This is a genomic window from Shewanella donghaensis (assembly GCF_007567505.1).
Lineage (GTDB): Bacteria > Pseudomonadota > Gammaproteobacteria > Enterobacterales > Shewanellaceae > Shewanella > Shewanella donghaensis.
In genome coordinates this window covers 4,242,989-4,265,636 of record NZ_CP041783.1, presented here as the reverse complement: position 1 = coordinate 4,265,636, position 22,648 = coordinate 4,242,989, and the positions used below count along the sequence as shown (strand labels likewise).

Here is a 22,648-nt window from a genome sequence, read left to right as displayed (position 1 = left end):
AAAATTGTTTAAAAAGTAACATTCTCCTCCAACATGAATATTAATAGTGTGAATTATGAAAATTTTAAATGTTTAGCCTTATCCACTCATCACGACACAAGATCGCAGACTATAATTAACGGTATTGATTTAATATCGATGAGCCTTTATAACCTCTGGTTAATTATCTCATTGCCAATATTGAGTTCGTATCTTAAGTTCATATCTAAAGTGCAAATATTAATGAGATGCCAGTAAAGCACTCACCACAAAAAGAAAAGGTAGGTCTGTAGATGAAAGGGATTATTTCAATCCAATCACATGTTGTTTTTGGTCATGCGGGTAATAGCTCTGCAGTTTTTCCTCTTCAAAGAATGGGCTTAGAAGTTTGGCCGATACATACGGTGCAGTTTTCTAATCATACCCAGTATCAACAAGGCTGGACGGGTCAAGCATTCTCAGCAAATGATATTAATGATCTAGTGAGTGGGATTGAAAACATTGGCAAACTGCAGGACTGTGATGCGGTGTTATCTGGCTATCAAGGCAGTGCAGAACAATGCCAAGCAATTATTGCTACCGTAACGAAAGTTAAAGCACAAAATAGCAAAGCTATCTATGTATGCGACCCTGTTATGGGCGATCCTGAAAAAGGCTGTATTCTGGCTGATGGAATAACCGAGCAACTAATTAATGATGTTATGCCAATTGCAGACGTCATCGTGCCCAACCAGTTTGAATTAAGCCAATTTACACACATGGCGATTAGCAATTTAGAGGAAGCAAAACTCGCTTGCCAAAAAGCGCTCTCTCTTGGGCCTAAAATCGTTTTAGTAAAACATCTACACAGTATCGCCGATGACACGTTTACGATGATGTTAGCCACTCAGTCAGGTTGCTATATCACTCAGCGACCACAACTTGAATTTGATAAGCAACCTGTAGGTGTGGGTGATTTAATCTCTGCGCTATTTACTGGAGGCTTATTAACTGGAATGAATGAAGTAGAAGCATTTGAGCATGCCACTAATGCTTGCTTTGGCGTGTTAATGACGACGAAAGCATGTCAACAATGGGAATTACAAACTATTGCTGCACAGGCTGAATTAATTAACCCAACAAGCAATTATAAAGCAATTAAGGTTTAGCTAGGAAGTGATAAAAATATAGATTCTTAAAGATAAAAAAGCAGGAATAGCGAACTATTCCTGCAAAATTGCTTTGGGAGCATCAAACATTAGCCCGGAAATATGTCTTTGTCGGGCTAAAAGTTTTTAGTATTTAGCTTCGACGGTTAACCAAAGCTTATCGGTATCATTTGAAAAGTCGTAGCCTTCATCTGCACCACTAAAGCTGGCATATTTAACGCCTACACTATAATGCTTAGCAAATGGATAAGTTGCCGCAACACCCCATTCTGTACCCATATCGATATCACCGTAGTCAGACTCAAACTGATGATATTTAGCCAGTAATTTAAGACCGGCTATTTTGCCAGTAAGCACAATATGCGTATCAACTAAACCATTATCCCAGTTACCTTTACCACCAAATAAGAACTTATCAGTCCAACCATTAAACGCATGTAACGTTGCTAATGGGGTAATAAAGCCTGCAGTACCATTATCTGAACCGAGTACTTCATAGCCAATTTTGGCGCCAAAGCCTTCAAAGTTAATCCCTGCACCTAATTTGTAATAATCTGCGCTGTAACTAACTGGATTATCTCCACCTTCAGACTGTTGTGCGTATTCAGCTTCATAGTTAAATTTCAATGCATCTAACTTGATATCACCAGTTGCACGAATACCAAATGTATCAGTAGAGAAAGAAGCCACATCAAGGTTATCAATCAAGTAGCCATAACCGGTTAGATTAACGAAATCTAAGCCTTTATAGTTAATGTTGATTAAGCTTGATTCATTTTCATGCTGCTCTTTACCAGAACCTTCAGGGAAAATACGGTTCACTTCCGCAACATAAGCATAATACGCAGTCAGACCTTCAACTACGGTATTGGATACTGATACAGCATCGTATGTTTGTTCATTTTGTCTAAAGCCAACACCACCAACAAAACGCTGGTTATCTAATAAAATACGTTGGCGACCTAACTTGGCAAGTGTTTCAGCAGGACCTCTATAACCAATAAAACCTTGGTTAATTTGGGTATATTTATAATCGCCAATTAATGCTTCATTATCAGTAGAGCGAACATCATCTATTTCAGCGACACCGAATAAGTTATATATATCACCAGTTTGATAATTTAGGCGAGTGCGCAATGTGGTTTGATTTTGTTGATCCACATTTGTAACATCGACATCTTCATAGCGAAGTCTAAATTGTACTTTTACTGATGAGTCATCAATAAATGCTTTTTTTAATGGGTCTACGGTTTCTGCGTAAACTGCTGTAGAGGCTAAACTTGCGAGTATTGCTATTGTAAGGGCTTGGACTTTCATCAATTGTAATCCTTTTATGTCATCATCTTGTGTGATGTTATAAGTCTGAAATACAATTGAAATATTGATCTAGAACAATGTTACAAAAAGATTGCCATAAGGTATCAATAACTGTGACAAGGATCATTAATGAATACTAAATTAGCATACCTCGAAATAGGTATTTTTAGATAAGGCTTGATTAGCCCATCCTAAATGAGCAGCTCAGATTTAATTAATTTTAAAAGAAATGTCTCTCGTTCTATGGATAAACCCTTTTTAGCACTGTTAGCTATCGTCTCCAGGTTATGTTGTATCGCATCATCAATATCAATCCACACAGGTTTCATACCGTTGTTTATTTCATGTGCTTCAAAATTGGTATCACCTAACTCACTATCAATCTCGCAGCTAAAGCAATAAGAGAGCATATTCATCACATTAAAGCCGTCTCGAGGCCATGGACGGAATTCCTCATAAAGACCAAACTCAATAATATTACCTATACACTTAGCGCCTGTTTCCTCTTGTAACTCACGGATCAGGCCTTGCTCTATATCTTCATGAGCATCAACACCACCGCCAGGCAAAGTATAATCATGGTAACGATCGGTATATAACATCAAGATATTATTACCTTTTAATACAATTGCTCTTGCAGCAACACGCGTGAGCATTTGTTGTTGATTAGCTTCGACAAACTCAATGGGCGTATCTGGATGGTGACTGGTTTTTAAGTGGCGCATAATAATCAATATGATGAAAAAAGCGCATGATACTTGGCAAGCTCAAGGATTTCAATCAAGTGAAATAGTAAACCCTATCAGCATCTTTACGCTCACAATTGTCACAACCAAAACCTCAAGTTAACAAATATTCAACTTATCCACATTTACTGCACACTTACTGCACTTTTGATCGTTAGGATTGACTCATATTAAGTGAGCCTTTGTTAATAAGCCTTTGTTAATAAGCCTTTGTTAATAAGCCTTTGTTAATAAGCCTTTGTTAATAAGCATTGTTCACTTTCCCAAATTATAAAAACGATAGGACATCATCACGATGAAATTACCGACTATGTCGTCAGCACAAATGTCTGCCTTGCTGCTCAGTTTATTATTAGCTGGCTCTCTCACTGCATGTGGTGGAAGTGACTCATCAACGATTGAAGAAACACCCGCTGACGATACAAGTTCGCCCGATGACTCCGATGACACGGTAATTGCTGAAGGCTCAACCGACGGTGTCCTATGTGACTATATAAACAGTACTTACAATGAATCAGCCTCTGTTTATAACACCAGCAACTCAGAATGGTCCTGTGAGGATGGCATTCGAGATTTAGTCGCTAATGGCATTCCAGATCATGCTGTCGGCCAGTTTCCTAACGCCAATAACCCAAACTATATCTATGAACAGGATATCAGTGCCAATTTCACTTTAATGCCAACTCAAACCGATACCGCAACAACATTAGGTGGGCCAAGAGGTACTTTAGGCTACGTGCTTAATGGCGTAAAGATTGATGCCAGTACCGCAGGTACTTGTGATGATTCAGGCGATGATTGCAGCATGATTGGAAATGAAGGGAACTGGAATATTGAAGCCTTAGGCCAAAGTAGTTTTAACTTTGGTACTGACGATAACAACGCTCATGTTCAGCCAACTGGTGAATACCACTACCACGGTATGCCTGAAGGTTTTGTCACTTTAAAAGGCGGTAGCAACTCTTCAATGACGCTTATTGCATGGGCTGCTGATGGGTTCCCTATTTATGCCCGTTACGGATACAGCAGTGCGGATGATTCAAGTTCTGCACTAAAATCGATTGCCGGCAGCTACCAGTTAGTGACCACCGTCAGTAGTTCAAGACCATCAACAGACATTTATCCATTAGGCACCTTTTCCCAAGATTGGGAATACGTAGCAGGTTCAGGTGACTTAGATGAATGTAATGGCCGAGTTGGTGTGACACCAGAATTCCCCGAGGGTATTTACCATTATTACGCCACAGATAGTTACCCTTTCTTTCAACGCTGTGTGAAAGGTGAAATTTAAGCCACTGACGATATAAGTAACAGAAGGCTTACCACCACAGCAACTGGTTTAATTAAAAATGGCTTAGTACAAAAAACAATTAGGCTACTGAAGATTAGGAAGTATTAGGAATTATTAGGAGTTAACAATGATAAAGCTTACCCAAAAGGTGTTTATTGTCACCACGGTATTCATTATAAGTTTGAGCTATAGCCTCAGCAGCTATGCGCATATGATGGTGGCTCAGCATGGCACGATTAACATAGTGGATGATGGCGCTTTTATGGTGCTTTCGCTGCCGGTATCTGCTTTTGGTGATATCGACGATAATAAAGATGGTGGCTTATCTCAAGAGGAATTTAGCCGTCATAAAGCCAACATCATTGAACAAGTCTCAAAAAAAGCAGTATTGACCAGCGAACATGGCAAGCAATTATTAGAAGGGATTATCGTTTCTCGGGTTAAAGAGCATGGCTCCTTGAAGCAACCTTCAACACAATTGATTGTAATGGGAAGGTATCAACTTTCTGCAACCAATGAGCCACTCAGTTTTTCATTACAACTATTCGGTAGCCAATTTATCGAACAACAAATAGAAATCACCGCGACCAAAAAGGGGAAACTAAAACATATTTTTGAGCTAAATCCTCAAACTGTAATACAGCCATTGTTCCTTCAAATGCCCCAATAACAGCCTTAGACTCACTTAAGAGTATTTAACAAGATTGAAAATACGGCCAACAGCGCCGCATTTTTATATTCTATTTCAGTTAAAAGCCTTCAGCATCAATCGTTAACCATCGACTCACACTCAAACCCTTGTCTCATAGAATCAAAACGACATTTAGAACCACACTGCCAAGGCGCACTGTTATAAGTGTCAGACATATCTTGGGAATACACTTTGCAAGAAGCATAGTCATCAAAACCATCTTGTCTAAGGTAACTTGCCGATTCATAGCCATTTTTATACACGAATGAGGTCCACGTTTCTGGCGTATGGCTTTCGTTAGCTTTATTAATATAAGCAACCGCTGAAACCGTTGCTAATACCAGACTTAGAATAATCATAATTGATTGTTTATTATTAGATTGTGCTTTTGACATTGCCAGCCTACATCGCTTGATTAATTAACTGATATTGTGATTTTTAATAGCCCTTGAATCGGCTCTCGTAAGTCGACTTTGTGGGTCAACTTAGCGAAATGAAAGGCTATAAATGAGTTTTCTAACCTATTTATACACAAAATACCCGTTAGTATACATAAAAGTTATTCGCTAAAACTTGCTAACAATTACAGACTTGACATTTTTTCACAGTCTACGAATATGGAGTGGTATTTTGACAAGCAAATAAATCTTAGCAAGGAAGAACATAATAATGAAAAAGTCCTTAATAGCCATTGCCCTCGCCAGCACATTTTTAAGTGCTTGCGGTACATCAGATGTGAAAATGAGCAATGACAAACCCGCAACAGTACAAGCCGAAGCCCAAACCAGTAAAGGCGCAGCCGAACTCGGTAGCTTTGGCGTTGATTTAAGCGCCCGCAATGAAGCAGTTAAACCAGGTGATGACTTCTTTATGTATGCCAGCGGAACTTGGTATGACAACTTTGACATGCCAGCTGATAAGACCCGTTTTGGCGCATTTACCGCATTAGCTGAGCGCAGTGAAGCCCAAGTAAAAGAAATTATTGATGATATCGCCAGTCGTAGTGATTTAAATGCAGATGAGCAACTCATCGCTGATTTTTATACTGCTTATATGGACACGGATACCATTAATAAATTAGGTGTTAGTCCAATTCAAAACACCCTAGATACCATCACAAGTATTAGTAACACCGATGATTTAACCAAAGTCTTCGGCCAAGCATGGTTAACCGATGCTGAGTCACCTATTTCGGGCGGGATGTGGTTTAACCGTTTAAATCCTGACCAATACGAAATGTCTATTGGCGCAGGAGGATTAGGTTTACCTGATCGTTCTTACTATCTTGAAGACAGCGAACGCTTCGTAAAAATCCGCAAAGCCTATGTTGAACACATTACAGCCATGCTCGCTTTTACAGGTGTCACTGATGGCGCAGCTCGTGCTGAAGCCATTCTAGCGTTGGAAACAAAAATTGCAGAGGGCCAATGGCCAAGAGAAAAACGTCGTAATCGCGACCTTACCCTCAACCAAGTTAAACGTGCTGATTTAGCCGCGCAATACCCAGGCTTTAATTGGGATCTGTTTATTGAGCAAACAGGTTACCAAATCCCGCAACTTAATATCTCTCAGCCTGAGCCAGTTAAAGCAATGATTAACCTCGTTAATCAGCAGCCACTTAATGTTTGGCAGGATTACCTTAAGTTCCATACCATTAGTAACAATGCTGAGTTATTGTCTGAAGATATCTACAACACGAGCTTTGCTTTTTACGGCAAAGAATTAAGTGGACAAGAAGAGCCTAAACCACGTTGGAAACGAGCTGTAGCTGAAATGTCAGGTACGCAATCATTAGGTTTTGCGATTGGTAAAGTCTACGTTGCTCGCTACTTCCCTGAGTCATCAAAGCAGCAAATGGCTGAGTTAGTTGAGAACTTACGTACATCTCTCGGTCAACGTATTGATGGCCTAGATTGGATGGGTGCTGAAACTAAAGTCAATGCACACGCTAAACTTGCGGCATTTAAACCAAAAATTGGTTACCCCGATGTATGGCAACAGTTTGATGGTTTATCACTGAATAGCAAAGATTTAGTCAACAACATCCATAATCTACGTCAGTATTTCCACGCAGATAGCGTCGCAAAAGAACTGAAGAAAACCGACCGTAACCGTTGGGGCATGACGCCACAATTTGTGAATGCCTATTACAATAGTTCATTCAACGAGATTGTATTCCCTGCCGCCATTTTACAGCCACCATTCTTTGACCCTAATGCAGATGCAGCCGTTAACTACGGTGGCATTGGCGCCGTTATTGGTCATGAAATGGGTCATGGATTTGATGACCAAGGTTCAAAATCAGACGCCAACGGTATTCAACGCAATTGGTGGACGGACTCTGATAGAGCCGCATTTGATGCCAAAGCCGACCAGCTTGCAGCACAATATAGCGCTTATGAACCCATCCCTGAAAACTTCGTTAATGGCCGTAACAGCCTTGGTGAAAATATCGGCGATGTGGGTGGCTTAGCAATGGCTTACAACGCTTATCAATTAAGCTTAAACGGCAAAGAAGCACCGATTATTGATGGCCTCACTGGTGATCAACGTTTCTTCTTAGCTTGGGCACAAGTTTGGAAAGAAAAACGTACTGAGCAAAGTATGTTAAGTCAGCTTCGAGCGGGTACTCACGCGCCAGGACGTTACCGCGCATTAGCACCACGTAACCATGATGCATGGTACAAAGCCTTTGATGTGAAGCCAGGCGACAAGCTTTACTTACCTGAAGATGAGCGTGTACGTATTTGGTAATGTATACCATGAAGTTTGCCTGAGCCGATGCTCATAATCACTGAATAATTACCAATAAAATGCCAGTTCAGTTTACTGAACTGGCATTTTTTATCAGCGCATAATTCAATGGTTGCGTCATACACTTTCGTTTACACAAGGCTAATATGATATTCGCAGCTTATTAATAACTAGACGTTATGAGGATATATCGGTGCTGGCATTGTTAACCACATAAAAGGCCCCTATATCTATTGTATAAAAGCAGTTCCTTTTTACATGAAATATGATTAAACAAATAAGGAAACATGATGACCAACGAATTTGTACCGCCAAAAGTCTGGACTATGGAGCAAGAAAATGGAGGTCAATGGGCCAGTATTAACCGACCGGATTCAGGTTCGCGACTCGAAAAAGTGTTACCCGTTGGCGCTAATCCAATACAGCTGCATTCCTTAGCAACGCCCAACGGCCAGAAAGTCACCATCATGCTAGAAGAGTTACTAGCCCTCGGCATAACTGAAGCTGAATACGATGCTTATCTGATTAATATTGGCGAGAGTGACCAGTTTTCTTCAGGTTTTGTGGCTATCAACCCAAACTCAAAAATCCCCGCATTGTCAGATAACTCAGGCACGAAAGCTGTGCGAGTTTTTGAATCTGGCGCGATTCTAGTTTATTTGGCTGATAAGTTCGGTCACTTCTTACCAAAAGACTTTGCTGAGCGAACTGAAACCCTCAACTGGCTATTTTGGTTGCAAGGTTCAGCGCCTTATCTGGGTGGTGGATTCGGTCATTTCTATGCTTATGCACCGGAGAAGTTTGAATATCCGATTAATCGTTTTGCGATGGAAACCAAACGTCAACTTGATGTGCTTGATAAGCAATTAGCCAATAACACCTATATTTCTGGAGATGAATACACCATCGCAGATATGGCCATTTGGCCATGGTACGGTAACCTCGTTCTGGGTAACCTTTATGATGCAGCGGAGTTTTTAGATGTGGAAAGCTACCCGAACTTGATGCGCTGGGCAAAGGAACTAGAGCATAGAGTTGGGGTTAAGCGCGGACGCATTGTTAATCGTACTTGGGGCGAAGAATGGGAACAACTGAGAGAACGCCATAGTGCTGCAGATATTGATGCTGTTCTGAGTAAAGAGCCTAAGTAAGAAGTTTAAATAAGAGCAAGCTGTTTTCACTCTCTAATAAAGCTTACTTTAAAAACAATGAAAGTGGGGGCTCCCCCACTTTCATTTATCCATTCGAGATGGTAAGTCGCCGCAGTGATTGTATGACTAAGAGTAAGAGTAATTGCATTAGCAATTACCGCCTATAGGCACCCTCATTTAACAGGCGTTATTTAATCAGCTAATCGAACAGTATCAACATCGAGATTAGTCGTAGACCATTTGCTATCAATCTCGCCAAGCAGAGTTAACTTAGTCTCAGGGGTAGCTTCAATGCCTTTCCAATTTTTATCGTCAATTTCAACAATCATTTCGCCACTATCATCTCGGAAGCGATACTCTTCATCACCCAAGGATTCAACAATATAACCGGTCAGTACCGCTGGCGTATCATCTTTGGCCTCAAGCGCTTTATCAATCGTGTCGACACTGCCACGAGTTGGCCCCAAAAAACCGCCTTGATTGACATTGCTAGCTGCTACAGCGGTTGTTGAAGCAAATAATAAACCACATACTAATAACTTTTTCATATCTCGCCTCATGCTTGAAAGTCAATTTGACACCTTAACGGGATACTAGCTGAAAAATGCGTCTAAACGGTTTAAATGACTAATTGTTAATGTTAATTATTATTTATAAAGCAGCTAAAAGTCAGGCTAAACTATCGCTTTCTCGATCTAAAGATATAAAAAACGCCAATCAAATGATTGGCGTTTTAATGTTTACCTAAAGCGACTAGCTCAACAAATAACTAAGCAGCTAACCAAGCAACAAATAAGCAGCTCACTCAACGACGAGTTAAGCGCTTAGTGTTGCTTGATATTCAACAAAGTACTCATTCAATACGATACGGGTTTCGCGACCAATTAACTCATATTCATGATGCGTTAAGTTCGCAAGTGATACACGTACAGATGAATGCACAACATCAAAACCTTTACCTGGAAGTAAAATCACGCCGGTTTTATGAGCAAGCACAAATAAGAAGTCTTTACCTTTGCCATTAGCTTTAAACCATTCAACAAATTCAGCACCAAATAACTTGCCACCTAACGTATCAAGCTCAAGTAAAGTGTAGTAATCAACACGATCTTCATTCGCTTCAACTTCAATGCCCATATTTTTGTACAAGGTAATATAACGTTCACGAATAATACGTTTACAAGCGGCTTTGTAGTTACCTTCGATGTCCATTAGACAACTTAAAGAGAACAATGCCATTTGCACTTGTTGTGGTAATGATAAGCCTGCAGTGTGATTTAATGCGACTGCACGGCTATCAGCTACGATACGGTCAATAAACTTCACATCGCGAGGTTCTGGCGTCATTGTTTTATAGCGATTATCCAATTGCAGCTGGTGAGCTTCAGGTAATGCACGCATAGCATCATCAAATACATTTTTGTGATGAATACCAATAGTGCCTAAACGCCAGCCTGTTGCGCCAAAGTATTTAGAGAACGAATACACACATAATGTGTTGTATGGCAGTGTTGCAAACAACGACACGAAGTTATCAGCAAAAGTACTATATACATCATCAGTAATAATGAATAAGTCACTGCGTTGTGTATTCACAAAATCAGCAAGCCTTGTCATGGTGTCATCAGAAAACTTAACCGATGCTGGGTTTGCAGGGTTAACAACACATAATAGCTTAATGTCTTTGTCAGCGAGTTTTTCAATTTCTGACTGCGGTAACTGCCAAGTTTCTTCATCTAAACGAATTTCGACAACTTCTAAGTCATACTCAGCAAGCTCTGGTATTTCTAAGTAAGGCGTAAAGATTGGTGTTGTTAACGCAATTTTATCGCCTTTTTTAAGTAAACCATTATGGAACATAGTCGCAAATGTATACGTCATTGACGCTGTGCCACCTTCAGTAGCAAACAAATCAAAGTCTTCATTCATTGGCACAGTGCCATACATTTCTTCGCCAATGTACTGCTTAACAACTTTTTCAATGTTAGTCAGCATACGTGGAGGTACTGGGTAGTTACACGCTAGGTATGCATTAACAAATTCGTTAAGGAATACTTGCTTTTCAATGCCTAAACGATCTTTTGCATAGCTCACTGCTTTTTGTAAAAACTGTACGCCTTCTTTGGCTTTATTCGCTTTAGCAAAAGTATCAAAGCGTTCAACAATCCCAACACCATCAGGAATGCCACCAAAACCTTCGTTTAAGTATGAGTAAGTGCGTTCAGATTCTTCAATAGCGAACTCACCTAAACCAACAAACGCTTTACGAGGTAGTGTCGCCAAGAAATTAGGATTACCACGACCGGCATCAAGTAGAGCGCGATCAGGTACTGACTTAGCGACATCAATCAGTTTGTCTTTAAGTTCGAATGGGCTTAAGTCTGCGAATTTTGTGAAATCAATTGCCGCAATAGCTGGGGTATTTTGAGTAGTCATAATATGTACCTTTATTAACTTAAATTTTATAAATTGAACAAATTTGGGTGACGTCCGATGCTAGAGGGGTTATGACTAACATCGGCCGTCTGGGGTTAACTAGCTAGCTGAGGTAATGCCGACAATGATTGGTCCCCAAAGGGTTAACAACACATTGGCAATGGCGTAAGTGACGGTGAAGGCAAATACAGGGGTCGCATTACCTGCTTTTTCAAGTAAAGCGGCAAAACCTGGGTTAGCACTGCGTCCACCAGCAATACAAGCCAGCGCTTCAATAGGGTTTCGAATCTTAAGTACGTAATAATTGAAAATAAACGAAACAATCTGTGGAATGATGGTCACTGCCATACCTAAGAACAACAGAGTTAAACCATGCTCTTTAAGAGTATCAATTGCTTGAGGGCCGGCTTGTAGACCAATAATGGCAACAAATACAGCTAAGCCAAAGTCACGAAGAAAGTTTGTTGCTCCCAGCGGTAAGGTTGCAGTATTCGGTTTACGGCTTCGTAACCAACCCATAAACAAACCAGAGACTAAACAACCAGCACCAGAACCAATCGTTACTGGGATGCCTGCTATTTCAAAGTTAATCAAGCCAATCAATAAGCCTGCAACCATACCAATACCAAAGAACACGTAGTCAGTAACAAAAGCGGAACTCAAACGTTTACCGATGCTCTTTTCGACACGATTTATATCAATGGCAGAACCTGTTAATTGGATAATGTCATCTTTATGAACCACTAAATCAGGGCTGATAAGTTGTGAATTCCCACCACGGATCAAGTCAGTAATATAAACACCACGACGCGTATCACTATTAGTTGCTGCTTTAATCTGCGCTAAGGTTTTACCGATAAACTTAGCGTTTTTAGCAATTAACTGACGGTTTTCTTCTATCAGCGTTGTTTGCGCTGGCAAGATCACTTCATGACCTTTAGCAGAAGCATTATTCGCAATCGTTTCACGACGTCCAGTAAGTACAATCACGTCACCCACTTGAAGTGCTACAGATTTATCAGCTTCAATGGTTTGACCTTCACGAGTTACCATTTCAATCGCAACATCTAACAAATCACGATTGACCTGTTGAATATTTTTACCAATCAAATGGCTTTGGCTATCGAGTTCATAAGCTCTAGACACTAAATCGGTAATGGCATTGAATTCACCAGGTGCGAGATCAGGTTTACCCGTTGATAATTTATCAGCTAGTTTCAAGGCTTCTTCACGGATATCCCACTTCATAAAAGAAGGAATTAACCATGACACCATTAAGATAGGACCTAGTGAGCCGAAGATATAAGTGACTGCGTAACCGACTGCGACGTTGGTTTGCATTAAGCTTTTAGCTTCTTCAGTAACACCACCAAGTTTGGAAATAGCATCACCTGCTGTACCAATAATGGCTGACTGAGTTAAGCCACCAGCGGCAAGACCTGCTGCAGTACCGCTATCAAGATCAAAGAACTTAGCAGCGACAAGTACACAGACTAAACCAGAGACAGTCATCACCACTGCCGATAGCAGAATGTTGATAGTCTTAAAGTTAAGTGCACTAAAGAATTGTGGGCCGCCTTGATAACCTACTGCGTAGATGAACAATGCGAAGAAGATGGTTTTTACACCTGGGTCGATCTGCACACCAAATTGACCAATTATGACACCCATCAATAAGGTTCCCGCGACACCACCAAGGACAAAACGTCCAATGGTGATTTTGCCAACGGTATAACCTAATGCGAGCGTAATAAACAGCGCGATATATGGCGATACAGCAAATAAATTTTCAATAATATTCATAATTATTATTGCCTAGAGGTTAAGTTTTTAGAATTTGGTTTCATGTTTTACAGCTTGAAAAAGTGACTCATCATTCGCTGCTGGAGACATAATAGGGATGAAACAACTAATCAATTAATACCAATTGATGGACCAAACCCATCAAAATTAAATTGGGAAGTGTTGATAAAGTGAAGGGATGAAGCTAACAAGCTGAAAAGATAGAAGTTAAGATCTGTTATGCCATTTATTCAAGATGGATAATTCACTTAAAATAAACTTAATTTAAATAAAAGCAGAAAAAATTCTTAGAAAGGATGTAAAAGAAAGTTAATTGAAATGAAATGAAATGAAATGACTAAAACCACTTAGGTTTCTATCGATGATGAATCATTGTTTAGAGTTAAGCTTAAGATTAGGGTTAGGCTTAGCCCAATAAAAGTCATTGAATAATATGTAGCGGCTCACTCCTTTAATAATCACTCAAGTTTATCTATGATTAAGGATACTATTTATCAATAGGTTATCGAATTTTTATTGGTATTTACCTACTATCGTTATAACCATACCTATCAACATAGTTAACTAAATAGTAATCTTCATAGCTGTCGACATAGTGACCATTAAACTATTAGATGATAGCCATAATGCGCTATACCATTCCACAATAGGTTTGTTGAACAATGAATATTGAACACTTAAAACTATTTGTACGTCTATCAAACACCTTTAATATTAGCGTTGCAGGGCAAGAGCTTGGCCTTTCGCCTGCTGTGGCAAGTTCACATATCAATAAACTTGAAGATGCACTGGGGGTTCGCTTAGTCCATCGGACCACCCGCAAAGTGTCGTTAACTGAAGAAGGTGTAGCCTTCTTACCCCATGCTGAGGAAGTACTGGCCAGTGTTGAAGCTGCTCGTTCATCTGTCGGCGCTGGCAGTGTAATGCCTACCGGCACATTGCGAGTAAGCGTGCCTGCATCTTTCGGCCGTTTACATCTTATCCCAGCGCTTGAAACGTTTATGGCTGCTTATCCAAGCCTCACTGTGGACTGCCGTTTTTCAGATTCAATCATAGATTTAGTTGAAGGTGGTTTTGATATCGCTATCCGTAACGCCGAGCTTAAAGACTCGACTTTAGTTGCAAGAAAGCTAGCGCCTGATCATCGAATAGTGTGTGCGTCTCCGCAATATTTAGCTAAATTTGGCAAACCCACTAGCCCTGAAGATATTCTCAATCACCAATTTATTTGTTTATCGGGTTTCGATAGCTGGCATTTCAAAACAGAGAAAGGCGAAGTCACCATTAAACCCAAAGGGAATTTCAAAGGTGATAACGGTGAAGCAGTGCGTGACGCCTGCGCTCATGGATTAGGCTTAACGGTGACATCCACTTGGTGCAGCTATGAGCAACTCAAAAATGGTGAATTGATTGAGGTATTAGAGGATTATCCATTAATATCGGATTCCGCAATTTGGGCGGTGTACCCAACGTCTCGGCTTTTAGCGCCTAAAGTGCGTGCCTTTATTGATTACTTTGCCAATTATTACGGCAGCCCTGCTTATTGGGATATCGCGCTAGAGAAATAACATCTCATATTTCTATTGTTAATATAAAAATATGGCTCACTTATAATAAGAATAGATCACTTAATATATTAGGTGATCCATTTTATTTTCAGCACATCACAATCAAGGTTCTGCTACTTTTATCAAAGCCATACAAATAATGACTCTACCAAGCAAACGTCTGAATCACTTTGTCTTCCGCTAACGGGTTACTTTGAATTTTAAGGTTAACCCTGTCTAAGAACTGCTGCTGAAATTGTGGTAATAACCCTCGCTGTGAAACCACATTATTACCATGATCGCCCCAATAGAAAGTATCAAATTTCAAGTTTTCTAAAAGATACTTTTCTTCAGTAAGAATTTGCATCTCAGTTGGCAATATAAACTCACCACGAGCCACTTCTTGTTCCATAACCGTACCTGGTTGCACAGCTAACGCCATGGGCGCTATCTGTTCCGGTTGCATTTGATTTAGCAAATTAGTGGTATTAACGATATGTTCAGTTGAACGTTCGCGGCCACCTAAACCAAATATAAATGATAGCAAGGTTTCAATGCCTGCATCTTTTATCAGCGCCATACCTTCTAATGCTTGCTTCGGCGTCATGTGCTTCTGAATACGCTCAAGTACCACGCCATCACCAGATTCTAAGCCAGAATAAATCATATCCATACCTGCAGACTTAAGCTCTTTTAACTCTGATACTGATTTGCGTCTCACATCATTTAATCCACCATAGAGTGAGATTTTCTGACATTCTGGAAAAGTTGTTTTCACTTTCTCCAATACTTTTAATAAATAATCGGTACGCGCTGCTAGCACATTACCGTCAATTAAAAAAATCGATGGTACATAGGGGTAAGCAAGACGTGTTTGTTCGATATCACGAAACACCTCTTCTATATCTCTCACTTGAAATCGTTTATCGCTGAACATATTACAGAATGTGCAGGTGTTGATACTGCACCCTAACGTCACCTGAATTAATACACTGTTCGCTTCTGTCCAAGGACGGTAAACTTTGCCTTCAAAGTTCATGTTATTTCTCCAAAACCCCAGACCTTCAATGTAATATTTTCCTGTGAAGATATGAGTAAAACTGTCAATAACCTGCTTCATGCAAATTACTTTTCACTCGCTATGAGAGGATCATCAAATCGTTTGTATCTCTGATGCCTTTATTTGAATTCATCATAACAACCTAACTATTAGTTGATAATAAGCACATTTACAGAATCACTTTATAGTTTTTGTTGATAGTTTTAGATCTCGTTATAAATCGAGTAATAAACTCAGTAACGAATACTGATAGTGAGTTTGGGGCAGAGTTGTGATTGATGTAGAGCCTTGTTTGCAGGACTTTTTGCTTAAAGAGCAGAGCTAGATTAATAAGCCAATAAAGATGATAGGTTAAGTGAGTATTTAATAATAAAAAGCTCAATAATAGAAAACTCAATAATAGAAAGCCTAAAAATAAAAAAAACCAACAACATAATGTTTATTGGGCTTATGAGCAGCTAAATTTATCTACAATATTTAAGTGATATTAAAGGTTAATTTATCTTGGCAATAATCCCATCTAAGGTTTGTATCACTTTAGCAACCTTGTCATCTTTCAATGCCTCAGGGTGGGGCGAACTAAACCTGCGAACATCATTATCAAAATATTTCCCTGTCGCATCTGCAAACTCAGCGGATAACGCTGCACGAACAAGGATATCTGCGCCGATAGATAAATCGCCACCAGCAACACCGTAAGCATCTTTAACCATTTTGCTGCCTAACATTGAAGCTGGGTTAACCGCGATAAATATAGGACCTGCGCCTTTTAGTTTAAGCCCTAAATAACGAGACCACATAGTCAGCGCTAACTTGCTTTGAGCATAGGCCATTTGGTCTTTAAGTGTTTTATCACCGACTAAAGCATTAATATCAACACTCGATTGCGCTGCAGAAGATAAGTTAACCACTCTGCCTTCGCTGCCTAGAATATCGACTAACTGCAGACTCAGTAGGTATGGCGCAACAGTATTCACCACAAAGCGTACATCTATTCCGTCAGCAGTACGGTTTTGAGCAGTACTGTAAACGCCAGCATTATTTATCAGTACATCAAGCTGTGAATGCTGCTGCTTGATGCTATTCGCTAACGTGAACACCTCAGAAAGATTCGATAAGTCAGCTACATAGGTTTCAATTTTTACGCTTGAATTAAGGGGGATTAACTGACTTTTAACTTGAGCAAGTTTGTCAGGATTACGACCATGAATAAGCACATGATGACCTTCTAGCACCAACACTTTAGCGGTTTCATAACCAATACCATCGGTTGCGCCCGTAATGAGAATTTTTTTGCTGCTTATACTAGAAGACATAATGTTTCCCCTTAGAACAGTGCTTTTATCAAGCGTGAATGAGTTTGCGTTAAGTGATAACAACAATACACTCTGGTGCTGATATTGATAATAAGCCATCTCAACTAAATAGTTTTTAGATTTTATTGATAATAGATTTGTTGAGATTTGAATTCCTTTCACTAAACCGAAAGTATACATAATATGTTTATAAACATATTAAACTAATTGCTTTTATCATACGATTCATTTTATTATCCCCACCACAAGGAACTGTATATATAACGCACACAAGAAGGCTAAACTCACATGCTCTTTACTAATAGGTATACAAGCTCTTCATTGCTCATTTCCCTCACGGTGGCCACTATGGGTTGTAGTGTTGAGACTGAAAAAAACCAGCCTCAAGCGCTAAGCGCTAATGAATCATCAGCAGATAATAGACAGACGACATTGCCCTATTCAGATCCGATGAACGAGGGTAGCTGGACGCTCAATACCGAAGTCAGCGATGAGTTTGAGGCCGACACATTAGATGAAGATAGATGGTATATCGTTGGTAAGTTTGAAAATGGCAAACCCGTTTATAAACATCCAGACAAGCCCAATAAAAAGGTTTGGAAAGGTCGAGCACCGTCGCAGTTCTCAGGCAAAAACTACCGATTAGAAAATGGCAGATTGATTCTAGAAACCCGCTGGGAGCCAGACTTCCCTTTCTCTGATGAGATTAAAGTGCCTGTTTTTGGCGATGCCCTGCCCTATGAGAACCTCACCACAGCCTGTATTATTTCCCGAAAAGAATTCAAATATGGTTATATAGAAATTAAGAGCAAGGCTGCTGATGCTGAAATTACCAGTGCTTTTTGGGCAATGGGAAATAAGTTAGAAATCGATTTCTTTGAACAGTTTGGTGATCATCGAGATTCTGACAAATTGGAACTGGATAAAGAGCTTTGGTGGTCAATTCGCGACTGGAGTAAAAATACCAGTAAACCGGGTAAGCCTACCTACACAGAGCATAAAGATCTTGGTTTTAGAGTCGCTGACGATTTCCACATCTACGGGATAGAATGGAATGAAAATGGCTTTAAATACTATGTAGATGGAAAATTAATATCAGATGTTAGCGCAGATGACATAAGAAAATGGACCCATAAAAACCGTGAGGTGAGCGAAGATTACGACGGTTATGTCGCCACTAAACCCATCAGTATTTGGTTAGATCAGGAAACCTTTCCCTGGCACGGTATCCCTGACAGTAAAGCCGACTTAGAGCTTAATAGCCCTGAAGATAAAAAAGATGATGGGATTGTAGATTTTGAAATTGAATATGTCAGAGTCTGGCAAAAATAATCTAATGCCAGCTTATTAACACTCACTAATGATTTAGTTTTAAATATAGGTAGGTGTAGAAAGAGCAACTCCTTTAATTGTAAAAGTGAGTTGCTCTATAAAATATAAAGTGATTTAACGGCAAGAGAATAAACGAACTTAGCTATACGATTACAACTCTGACTCTAAATTCAACCCCCTAATAAACCAGTTTGGCACCTTGTTCCAATCACTATAATTGGGAGATGAATGATGTAACTCATCATCAGACTGCCAATGAATTTCGCCGTTTTCATCTTTAGTTACATGCCAATATAACGCTGATGTCTTATCGAGTAAGTAGCTTTCTAGCTGTTTCGCAAATTCACGACTATCAATATAAACACCAAATTCAATGTTGATAAAGTCAGAGCGCGGGTCAAAATTTGAAGAGCCTATATAACTATATCTATCATCAATAATTAAGGTTTTATTATGGTAATAAGTATCAACATGATAATAATAATCTTCGTTAACGGCATCGTCTTTAAATTCATATAAATCAACGCCCATATCAAGTAACAGCGGTCTATATTCTTCAAAGTAAGCAGGCACAAACGCAGAATCATTTGATGCTGATGAATTAGTGATTAAAATAACATTTGCCCCATTAGCCGTTAATCGTTCAAGTGCAGTAAACCTTTTATCTGTTGGTATCACATAGGGTGTTGAAATAACGGCTTTTTTAGCATTTTCTATATCTGCATCCATTAAGTGCTCTAAGCGTGTCCTGAAATACGGTTTACTGTCTTCAAGCTTTGCTAACGAGTCAAATACCGGGCTAATTTTTGCAGGAATATAATCAATTTCATTGAGTCCGCTAACATATTGTTCTATTGCATCTACAACGTCTTGATGTTCATTGGTTTGCTTCACTAATGCCTGATTAAATTCATAATAATGACCTTTGTGTTTTACCTCGACTAACGCTGTTATGGCAGTTAGATGTTCACTATTCCAAAGGCTATCAAAATTGTCTTCAAACGCACTAACAATTTCACCTTTAAAGATGGCATCTAAATCAAAAAAATTAGCTTTTTGGTTGTAACCAAAGTAATCGTCTCCAATATTACGACCACCCAAAATCATTATTTTTCCGTCAACATTAAAGTACTTTTCATGTAATCGATTATCCAATTGCGCTTGATGAAATTGAAAATCAAATGCACGCCCCATCCAGCCTAATTTTCGTGAGTTAAAAGGATTGAATAATCGAATGTCTATATTGTCGTGAAAAGCCAGCTCAGCCATCCATTTATCATTGAAAACAAGCAAATCATCCAGTGAAATACGTACCTTCACGCCGCGATCAGCTGCTTTCTTTAATTCATTAAATAACAACAAGCCTGATGTGTCTTTTTTCCAAGAAAAATGTGTCATCTCAACAGAGTTTTGAGCCTGTCTGATAAATTCAATACGTCTTGCAAGCGCTTCTGGCGCGGAGGCAATAAGTGACACTTCACCTTGATATTCGGTTACTTTCCAGTCAGATTCGAATGAGCTATCAATTTCAGGGTAGGTCATCGAGCAACCACTCATAATTAACGCAGCAAGCGCCATAAACACAGTGGCTGCCCACTTGTTTGAAATATTAATGCACATGGAAAAATCCTAAAGAATAAAGCCTGTCTTAAAGACAAATACTGCAGGTTGCAGTGGCAAGTACTGCTGACTAAATTAAAACGCTACCGTTAACAGCATTAAAAGAAGCAATGTTTATATTTAGCGTTGTTCAATGAACAGTACTTGCCGACATACAAAGTAAAATTGACTATAGAGTGCCTAACTAATCGTTGAAGTAAGAGAAAATAAGTCCTAATTCCGCTAATCCTGATAAACGCCCTTCTTTTAAGTCAGGATCTACACCTTGATTCATTGCCTTATCCCAGCTGCTTATGCTTTTGATATCGGCATCAGCATCAATAACTAACACTGAATCACTGTTACTATCGAATTGGTAATCTTCAAATAACGCGTTACTAAACCAAAGGCGTGACATTTTGTTCATCAACTCAATGTCTTGATCGCTAGGATTAATGGCACTACCCGCAAGGTTAAGTGATTTATTGAATACAAACGGTAACTCAGCACCACTACAAATATTGCCAATACACGCCACAGACTTAACCAGCTCTCCTAAGTCAATATTTTCACCTTCGTTATAGACGGTCCAAACATTAAAACTAGGTTTATAGTCAAACTGATATAGGGTGATGGCTGATAAACCGTCATCTGCCGTTTGCTTTGCTTTTACATGCGCAGGGCCGCTAAATAGCATGTCATTAACCAATTGCTTAAATTGCCCCATATTGCCAGTCGCCCCCGACAGGGTATCTTCTGCTTTTGGATTGTAATCCGTTAGATTAAACACATTACTGATTAACTCACCGTTACCTAAACCAAAGTAAAAATGGGTAATGGCTTCATAAGCTGTGCTCGGTAATATATCGCCTAATTCAACCTGTGCTTGTACATCATCAGCAGAAAGCTGCTGTAACTTTTGCTCAAGCAAGACAAGGTTGTCCTGCGATGCTAACCAATCTTGGATTTCAGCTGCTGTAATAGCAGGGTCTTGCCCAGCAGGTACATCATTCATTTCCTGGATAAGCTGGATAATCGTCGGGATTAACGAGGTCAAGCTCGGCAAGAATGCGGTTGTGCTGGCATCTTGGCTGTTAAAGCCAAAGACTGTTGGTACAGTCAATTCATTTTGTGCAGGCTGTTCAATAAAGTGATAACCCGGCACTTCTGGGGTAAATAGTTTCTTAGCACGATATTCAACGTAAGGTGAAAATGGCATTAAATTCGCTAATGGCGTAGTTTCATCACTTATTTTAGACGTTAAGCACAAACCACTTCCCACCAAATTATCAATGTCGATACAGTTAATACCTGACCAAGCCGCTATTTTTTGAATAGGATTGGTGGCTTTAGCTTGTACTTGCATAATTTGATCTAAGCTTAAATCAGCCAATGAATCAGGGGCTGTTTCACCAAATAATTCTTCGCTGTATTGCTGTAATCGGTCAGAAAAACTTTCAGCTTGAGCATAAGATTTATAATCAAACCCGTATGGATTACTTTGCATAATGGCGCGTTGAAAGTAATCACCAGCAACATTTTCTTCAGTGTTGCTCTGCTGCATAATGCCGACATTCATCGCACCAGCGCCTTGGCCAACAACAATGACGTCATTAGGGTTGCCGCCAAATAAATCGATGTTGTTATTCACCCACTCAAGCGCACGTTTTTGATCGCCAAGACCATAATTACCGCCTTCAGGAGATTTAGTTCCATCAACCCAGTTACTGCCCAACACTCCTAAGCGATAGTTAAGTGTAATGGCTATGAACGGTTCGCCGTCTAATGACCCTTGAGCAACAACATTATCACCGTGTATTAGTGGATCAGAACCCGCACCTTCTTCAAAGTCGCCACCATGAACAAACACATAAACAGGCAAATTAGCAGACGCTTGGGTATTTTCTGGGCGCCAGATATTAAGGTTTAAACACGCTTCCGACTGCTGCTGAGTTGTTACACTGGTTTGTGGGCAAGCATCGCCAAACTCTGTTGCATCAGATAGTTGTGACAATGGAGTAGTAATACTGTGCTCAAAACGCAGAGCATTGGCATATTCGATACCTTTGAAGGCTTCTAACTCCACTCGGGTATCCGCGCCAGCTAAATCACTCACGACCACAGACTCTTTTAATGCTTGAATGACATTGTTACCGATTTCGACGTTAATGTTCTCAACCGGTAATGGCTCAACAGGGGCTGGAATTTCAGGCTCTGGGTTAGGTTTTTCAGCAGAATCATCACTTCCACCGCAAGCAACTAACGTTAGTGAAATCAGCACTGCTAAGGTTGAACGGTAAAAAACTTTCATATGGTTCTCCAAGTAACTCAAGTCTGTTTAATCTGTATTCAGTCAATCTCAGCCTTGAACTATCATCAGTAAAACTGATGTTATTCATTAATGCATTTGCATTGGCTTCGTTAATGGACACATTTTAAACGCTAGAGTTAATTCGCTGTAATCGCATATGTAGGATT

The 22,648-nt window shown here is 39.7% G+C and carries 17 protein-coding genes; 7 read left to right on the top strand and 10 right to left on the bottom strand.

Translation table 11 applies throughout. The annotated features are described in order from the left end of the window. Positions 1-272: 272 nt before the first annotated feature. The gene (pdxY, locus tag FPK91_RS18155) at positions 273-1,127 is read left to right on the top strand and encodes a pyridoxal kinase PdxY (protein ID WP_144213069.1); all 855 of its coding nucleotides are present in this window, start codon (positions 273-275) and stop codon (positions 1,125-1,127) included. Positions 1,128-1,253: 126 nt separating this feature from the next. On the opposite strand, the gene FPK91_RS18150 is transcribed toward pdxY, so the two are convergent. Together FPK91_RS18150 and FPK91_RS18145 are read right to left on the bottom strand one after the other, a co-directional pair. After that, positions 1,254-2,444, bottom strand: a complete 1,191-nt coding sequence (locus FPK91_RS18150; protein ID WP_144214561.1) for an alginate export family protein — start codon at positions 2,442-2,444, stop codon at positions 1,254-1,256. 191 nt (positions 2,445-2,635) lie between these two features. Beyond that, positions 2,636-3,169 carry an NUDIX hydrolase gene (locus FPK91_RS18145; RefSeq protein ID WP_144213067.1) on the bottom strand — a complete coding sequence of 178 codons (534 nt, stop codon included), beginning with the start codon at positions 3,167-3,169 and terminating at the stop codon, positions 2,636-2,638. 316 nt (positions 3,170-3,485) lie between these two features. On the opposite strand from FPK91_RS18145, the gene FPK91_RS18140 reads away from it, so the two are divergent. Together FPK91_RS18140 and FPK91_RS18135 are read left to right on the top strand one after the other, a co-directional pair. After that, positions 3,486-4,481 carry a YHYH protein gene (locus FPK91_RS18140; RefSeq protein WP_144213065.1) on the top strand — a complete coding sequence of 332 codons (996 nt, stop codon included), beginning with the start codon at positions 3,486-3,488 and terminating at the stop codon, positions 4,479-4,481. 127 nt (positions 4,482-4,608) lie between these two features. Continuing rightward, on the top strand, positions 4,609-5,151 hold the full coding sequence (locus tag FPK91_RS18135) for a hypothetical protein (RefSeq protein WP_144213063.1): 543 nt from the start codon (positions 4,609-4,611) through the stop codon (positions 5,149-5,151). A 95-nt stretch (positions 5,152-5,246) separates the two neighbouring features. Here FPK91_RS18135 and FPK91_RS18130 read toward each other — a convergent pair whose 3' ends face one another. After that, entirely contained in the window at positions 5,247-5,567 is a 321-nt protein-coding gene (locus FPK91_RS18130) for a hypothetical protein (protein ID WP_144213062.1), read from the bottom strand. Positions 5,568-5,913: 346 nt separating this feature from the next. Here FPK91_RS18130 and FPK91_RS18125 point away from each other — a divergent pair, with 346 nt between their 5' ends. Both FPK91_RS18125 and yghU read left to right on the top strand, forming a co-directional pair. Then, positions 5,914-7,926, top strand: a complete 2,013-nt coding sequence (locus FPK91_RS18125; protein ID WP_405127372.1) for a M13 family metallopeptidase — start codon at positions 5,914-5,916, stop codon at positions 7,924-7,926. Positions 7,927-8,216: 290 nt separating this feature from the next. Further along, complete coding sequence (gene yghU / locus FPK91_RS18120) at positions 8,217-9,077, top strand: glutathione-dependent disulfide-bond oxidoreductase (RefSeq protein WP_144214559.1); 861 nt, start codon at positions 8,217-8,219, stop codon at positions 9,075-9,077. A gap of 191 nt (positions 9,078-9,268) precedes the next feature. Here the strand turns inward: yghU and FPK91_RS18115 are convergent, their stop codons facing one another. From FPK91_RS18115 to aspT, 3 genes are all read right to left on the bottom strand, one after another. After that, positions 9,269-9,625: a YgiW/YdeI family stress tolerance OB fold protein gene (locus FPK91_RS18115; RefSeq protein WP_144213058.1), complete on the bottom strand. Its 357-nt coding sequence runs from the start codon at positions 9,623-9,625 to the stop codon at positions 9,269-9,271. 268 nt (positions 9,626-9,893) lie between these two features. Further along, positions 9,894-11,513 (bottom strand): bifunctional aspartate transaminase/aspartate 4-decarboxylase, encoded by a 1,620-nt coding sequence (locus FPK91_RS18110; protein WP_144213056.1) that lies wholly within the window; start codon positions 11,511-11,513, stop codon positions 9,894-9,896. Positions 11,514-11,612: 99 nt separating this feature from the next. Further along, positions 11,613-13,316, bottom strand: a complete 1,704-nt coding sequence (aspT, locus tag FPK91_RS18105; protein WP_144213054.1) for an aspartate-alanine antiporter — start codon at positions 13,314-13,316, stop codon at positions 11,613-11,615. Positions 13,317-13,978: 662 nt separating this feature from the next. Between aspT and FPK91_RS18100 the strand changes: the two genes are divergently transcribed. Beyond that, entirely contained in the window at positions 13,979-14,884 is a 906-nt protein-coding gene (locus FPK91_RS18100; RefSeq protein WP_144213052.1) for a LysR family transcriptional regulator, read from the top strand. A 145-nt stretch (positions 14,885-15,029) separates the two neighbouring features. Here FPK91_RS18100 and FPK91_RS18095 read toward each other — a convergent pair whose 3' ends face one another. Then, entirely contained in the window at positions 15,030-15,983 is a 954-nt protein-coding gene (locus tag FPK91_RS18095; protein ID WP_227006616.1) for a radical SAM protein, read from the bottom strand. A gap of 434 nt (positions 15,984-16,417) precedes the next feature. Continuing rightward, complete coding sequence (locus FPK91_RS18090) at positions 16,418-17,239, bottom strand: SDR family NAD(P)-dependent oxidoreductase (RefSeq protein WP_144213050.1); 822 nt, start codon at positions 17,237-17,239, stop codon at positions 16,418-16,420. A 348-nt stretch (positions 17,240-17,587) separates the two neighbouring features. Here FPK91_RS18090 and FPK91_RS18085 point away from each other — a divergent pair, with 348 nt between their 5' ends. After that, positions 17,588-18,571 carry a family 16 glycosylhydrolase gene (locus FPK91_RS18085; RefSeq protein ID WP_144213048.1) on the top strand — a complete coding sequence of 328 codons (984 nt, stop codon included), beginning with the start codon at positions 17,588-17,590 and terminating at the stop codon, positions 18,569-18,571. Positions 18,572-18,721: 150 nt separating this feature from the next. Here FPK91_RS18085 and FPK91_RS18080 read toward each other — a convergent pair whose 3' ends face one another. Both FPK91_RS18080 and FPK91_RS18075 read right to left on the bottom strand, forming a co-directional pair. Further along, positions 18,722-20,191, bottom strand: coding sequence for a phospholipase D family protein (locus tag FPK91_RS18080; RefSeq protein WP_227006615.1), 1,470 nt, complete (start codon positions 20,189-20,191; stop codon positions 18,722-18,724). 184 nt (positions 20,192-20,375) lie between these two features. Then, positions 20,376-22,481 (bottom strand): carboxylesterase family protein, encoded by a 2,106-nt coding sequence (locus FPK91_RS18075; RefSeq protein WP_144213046.1) that lies wholly within the window; start codon positions 22,479-22,481, stop codon positions 20,376-20,378. Positions 22,482-22,648: the final 167 nt, after the last annotated feature.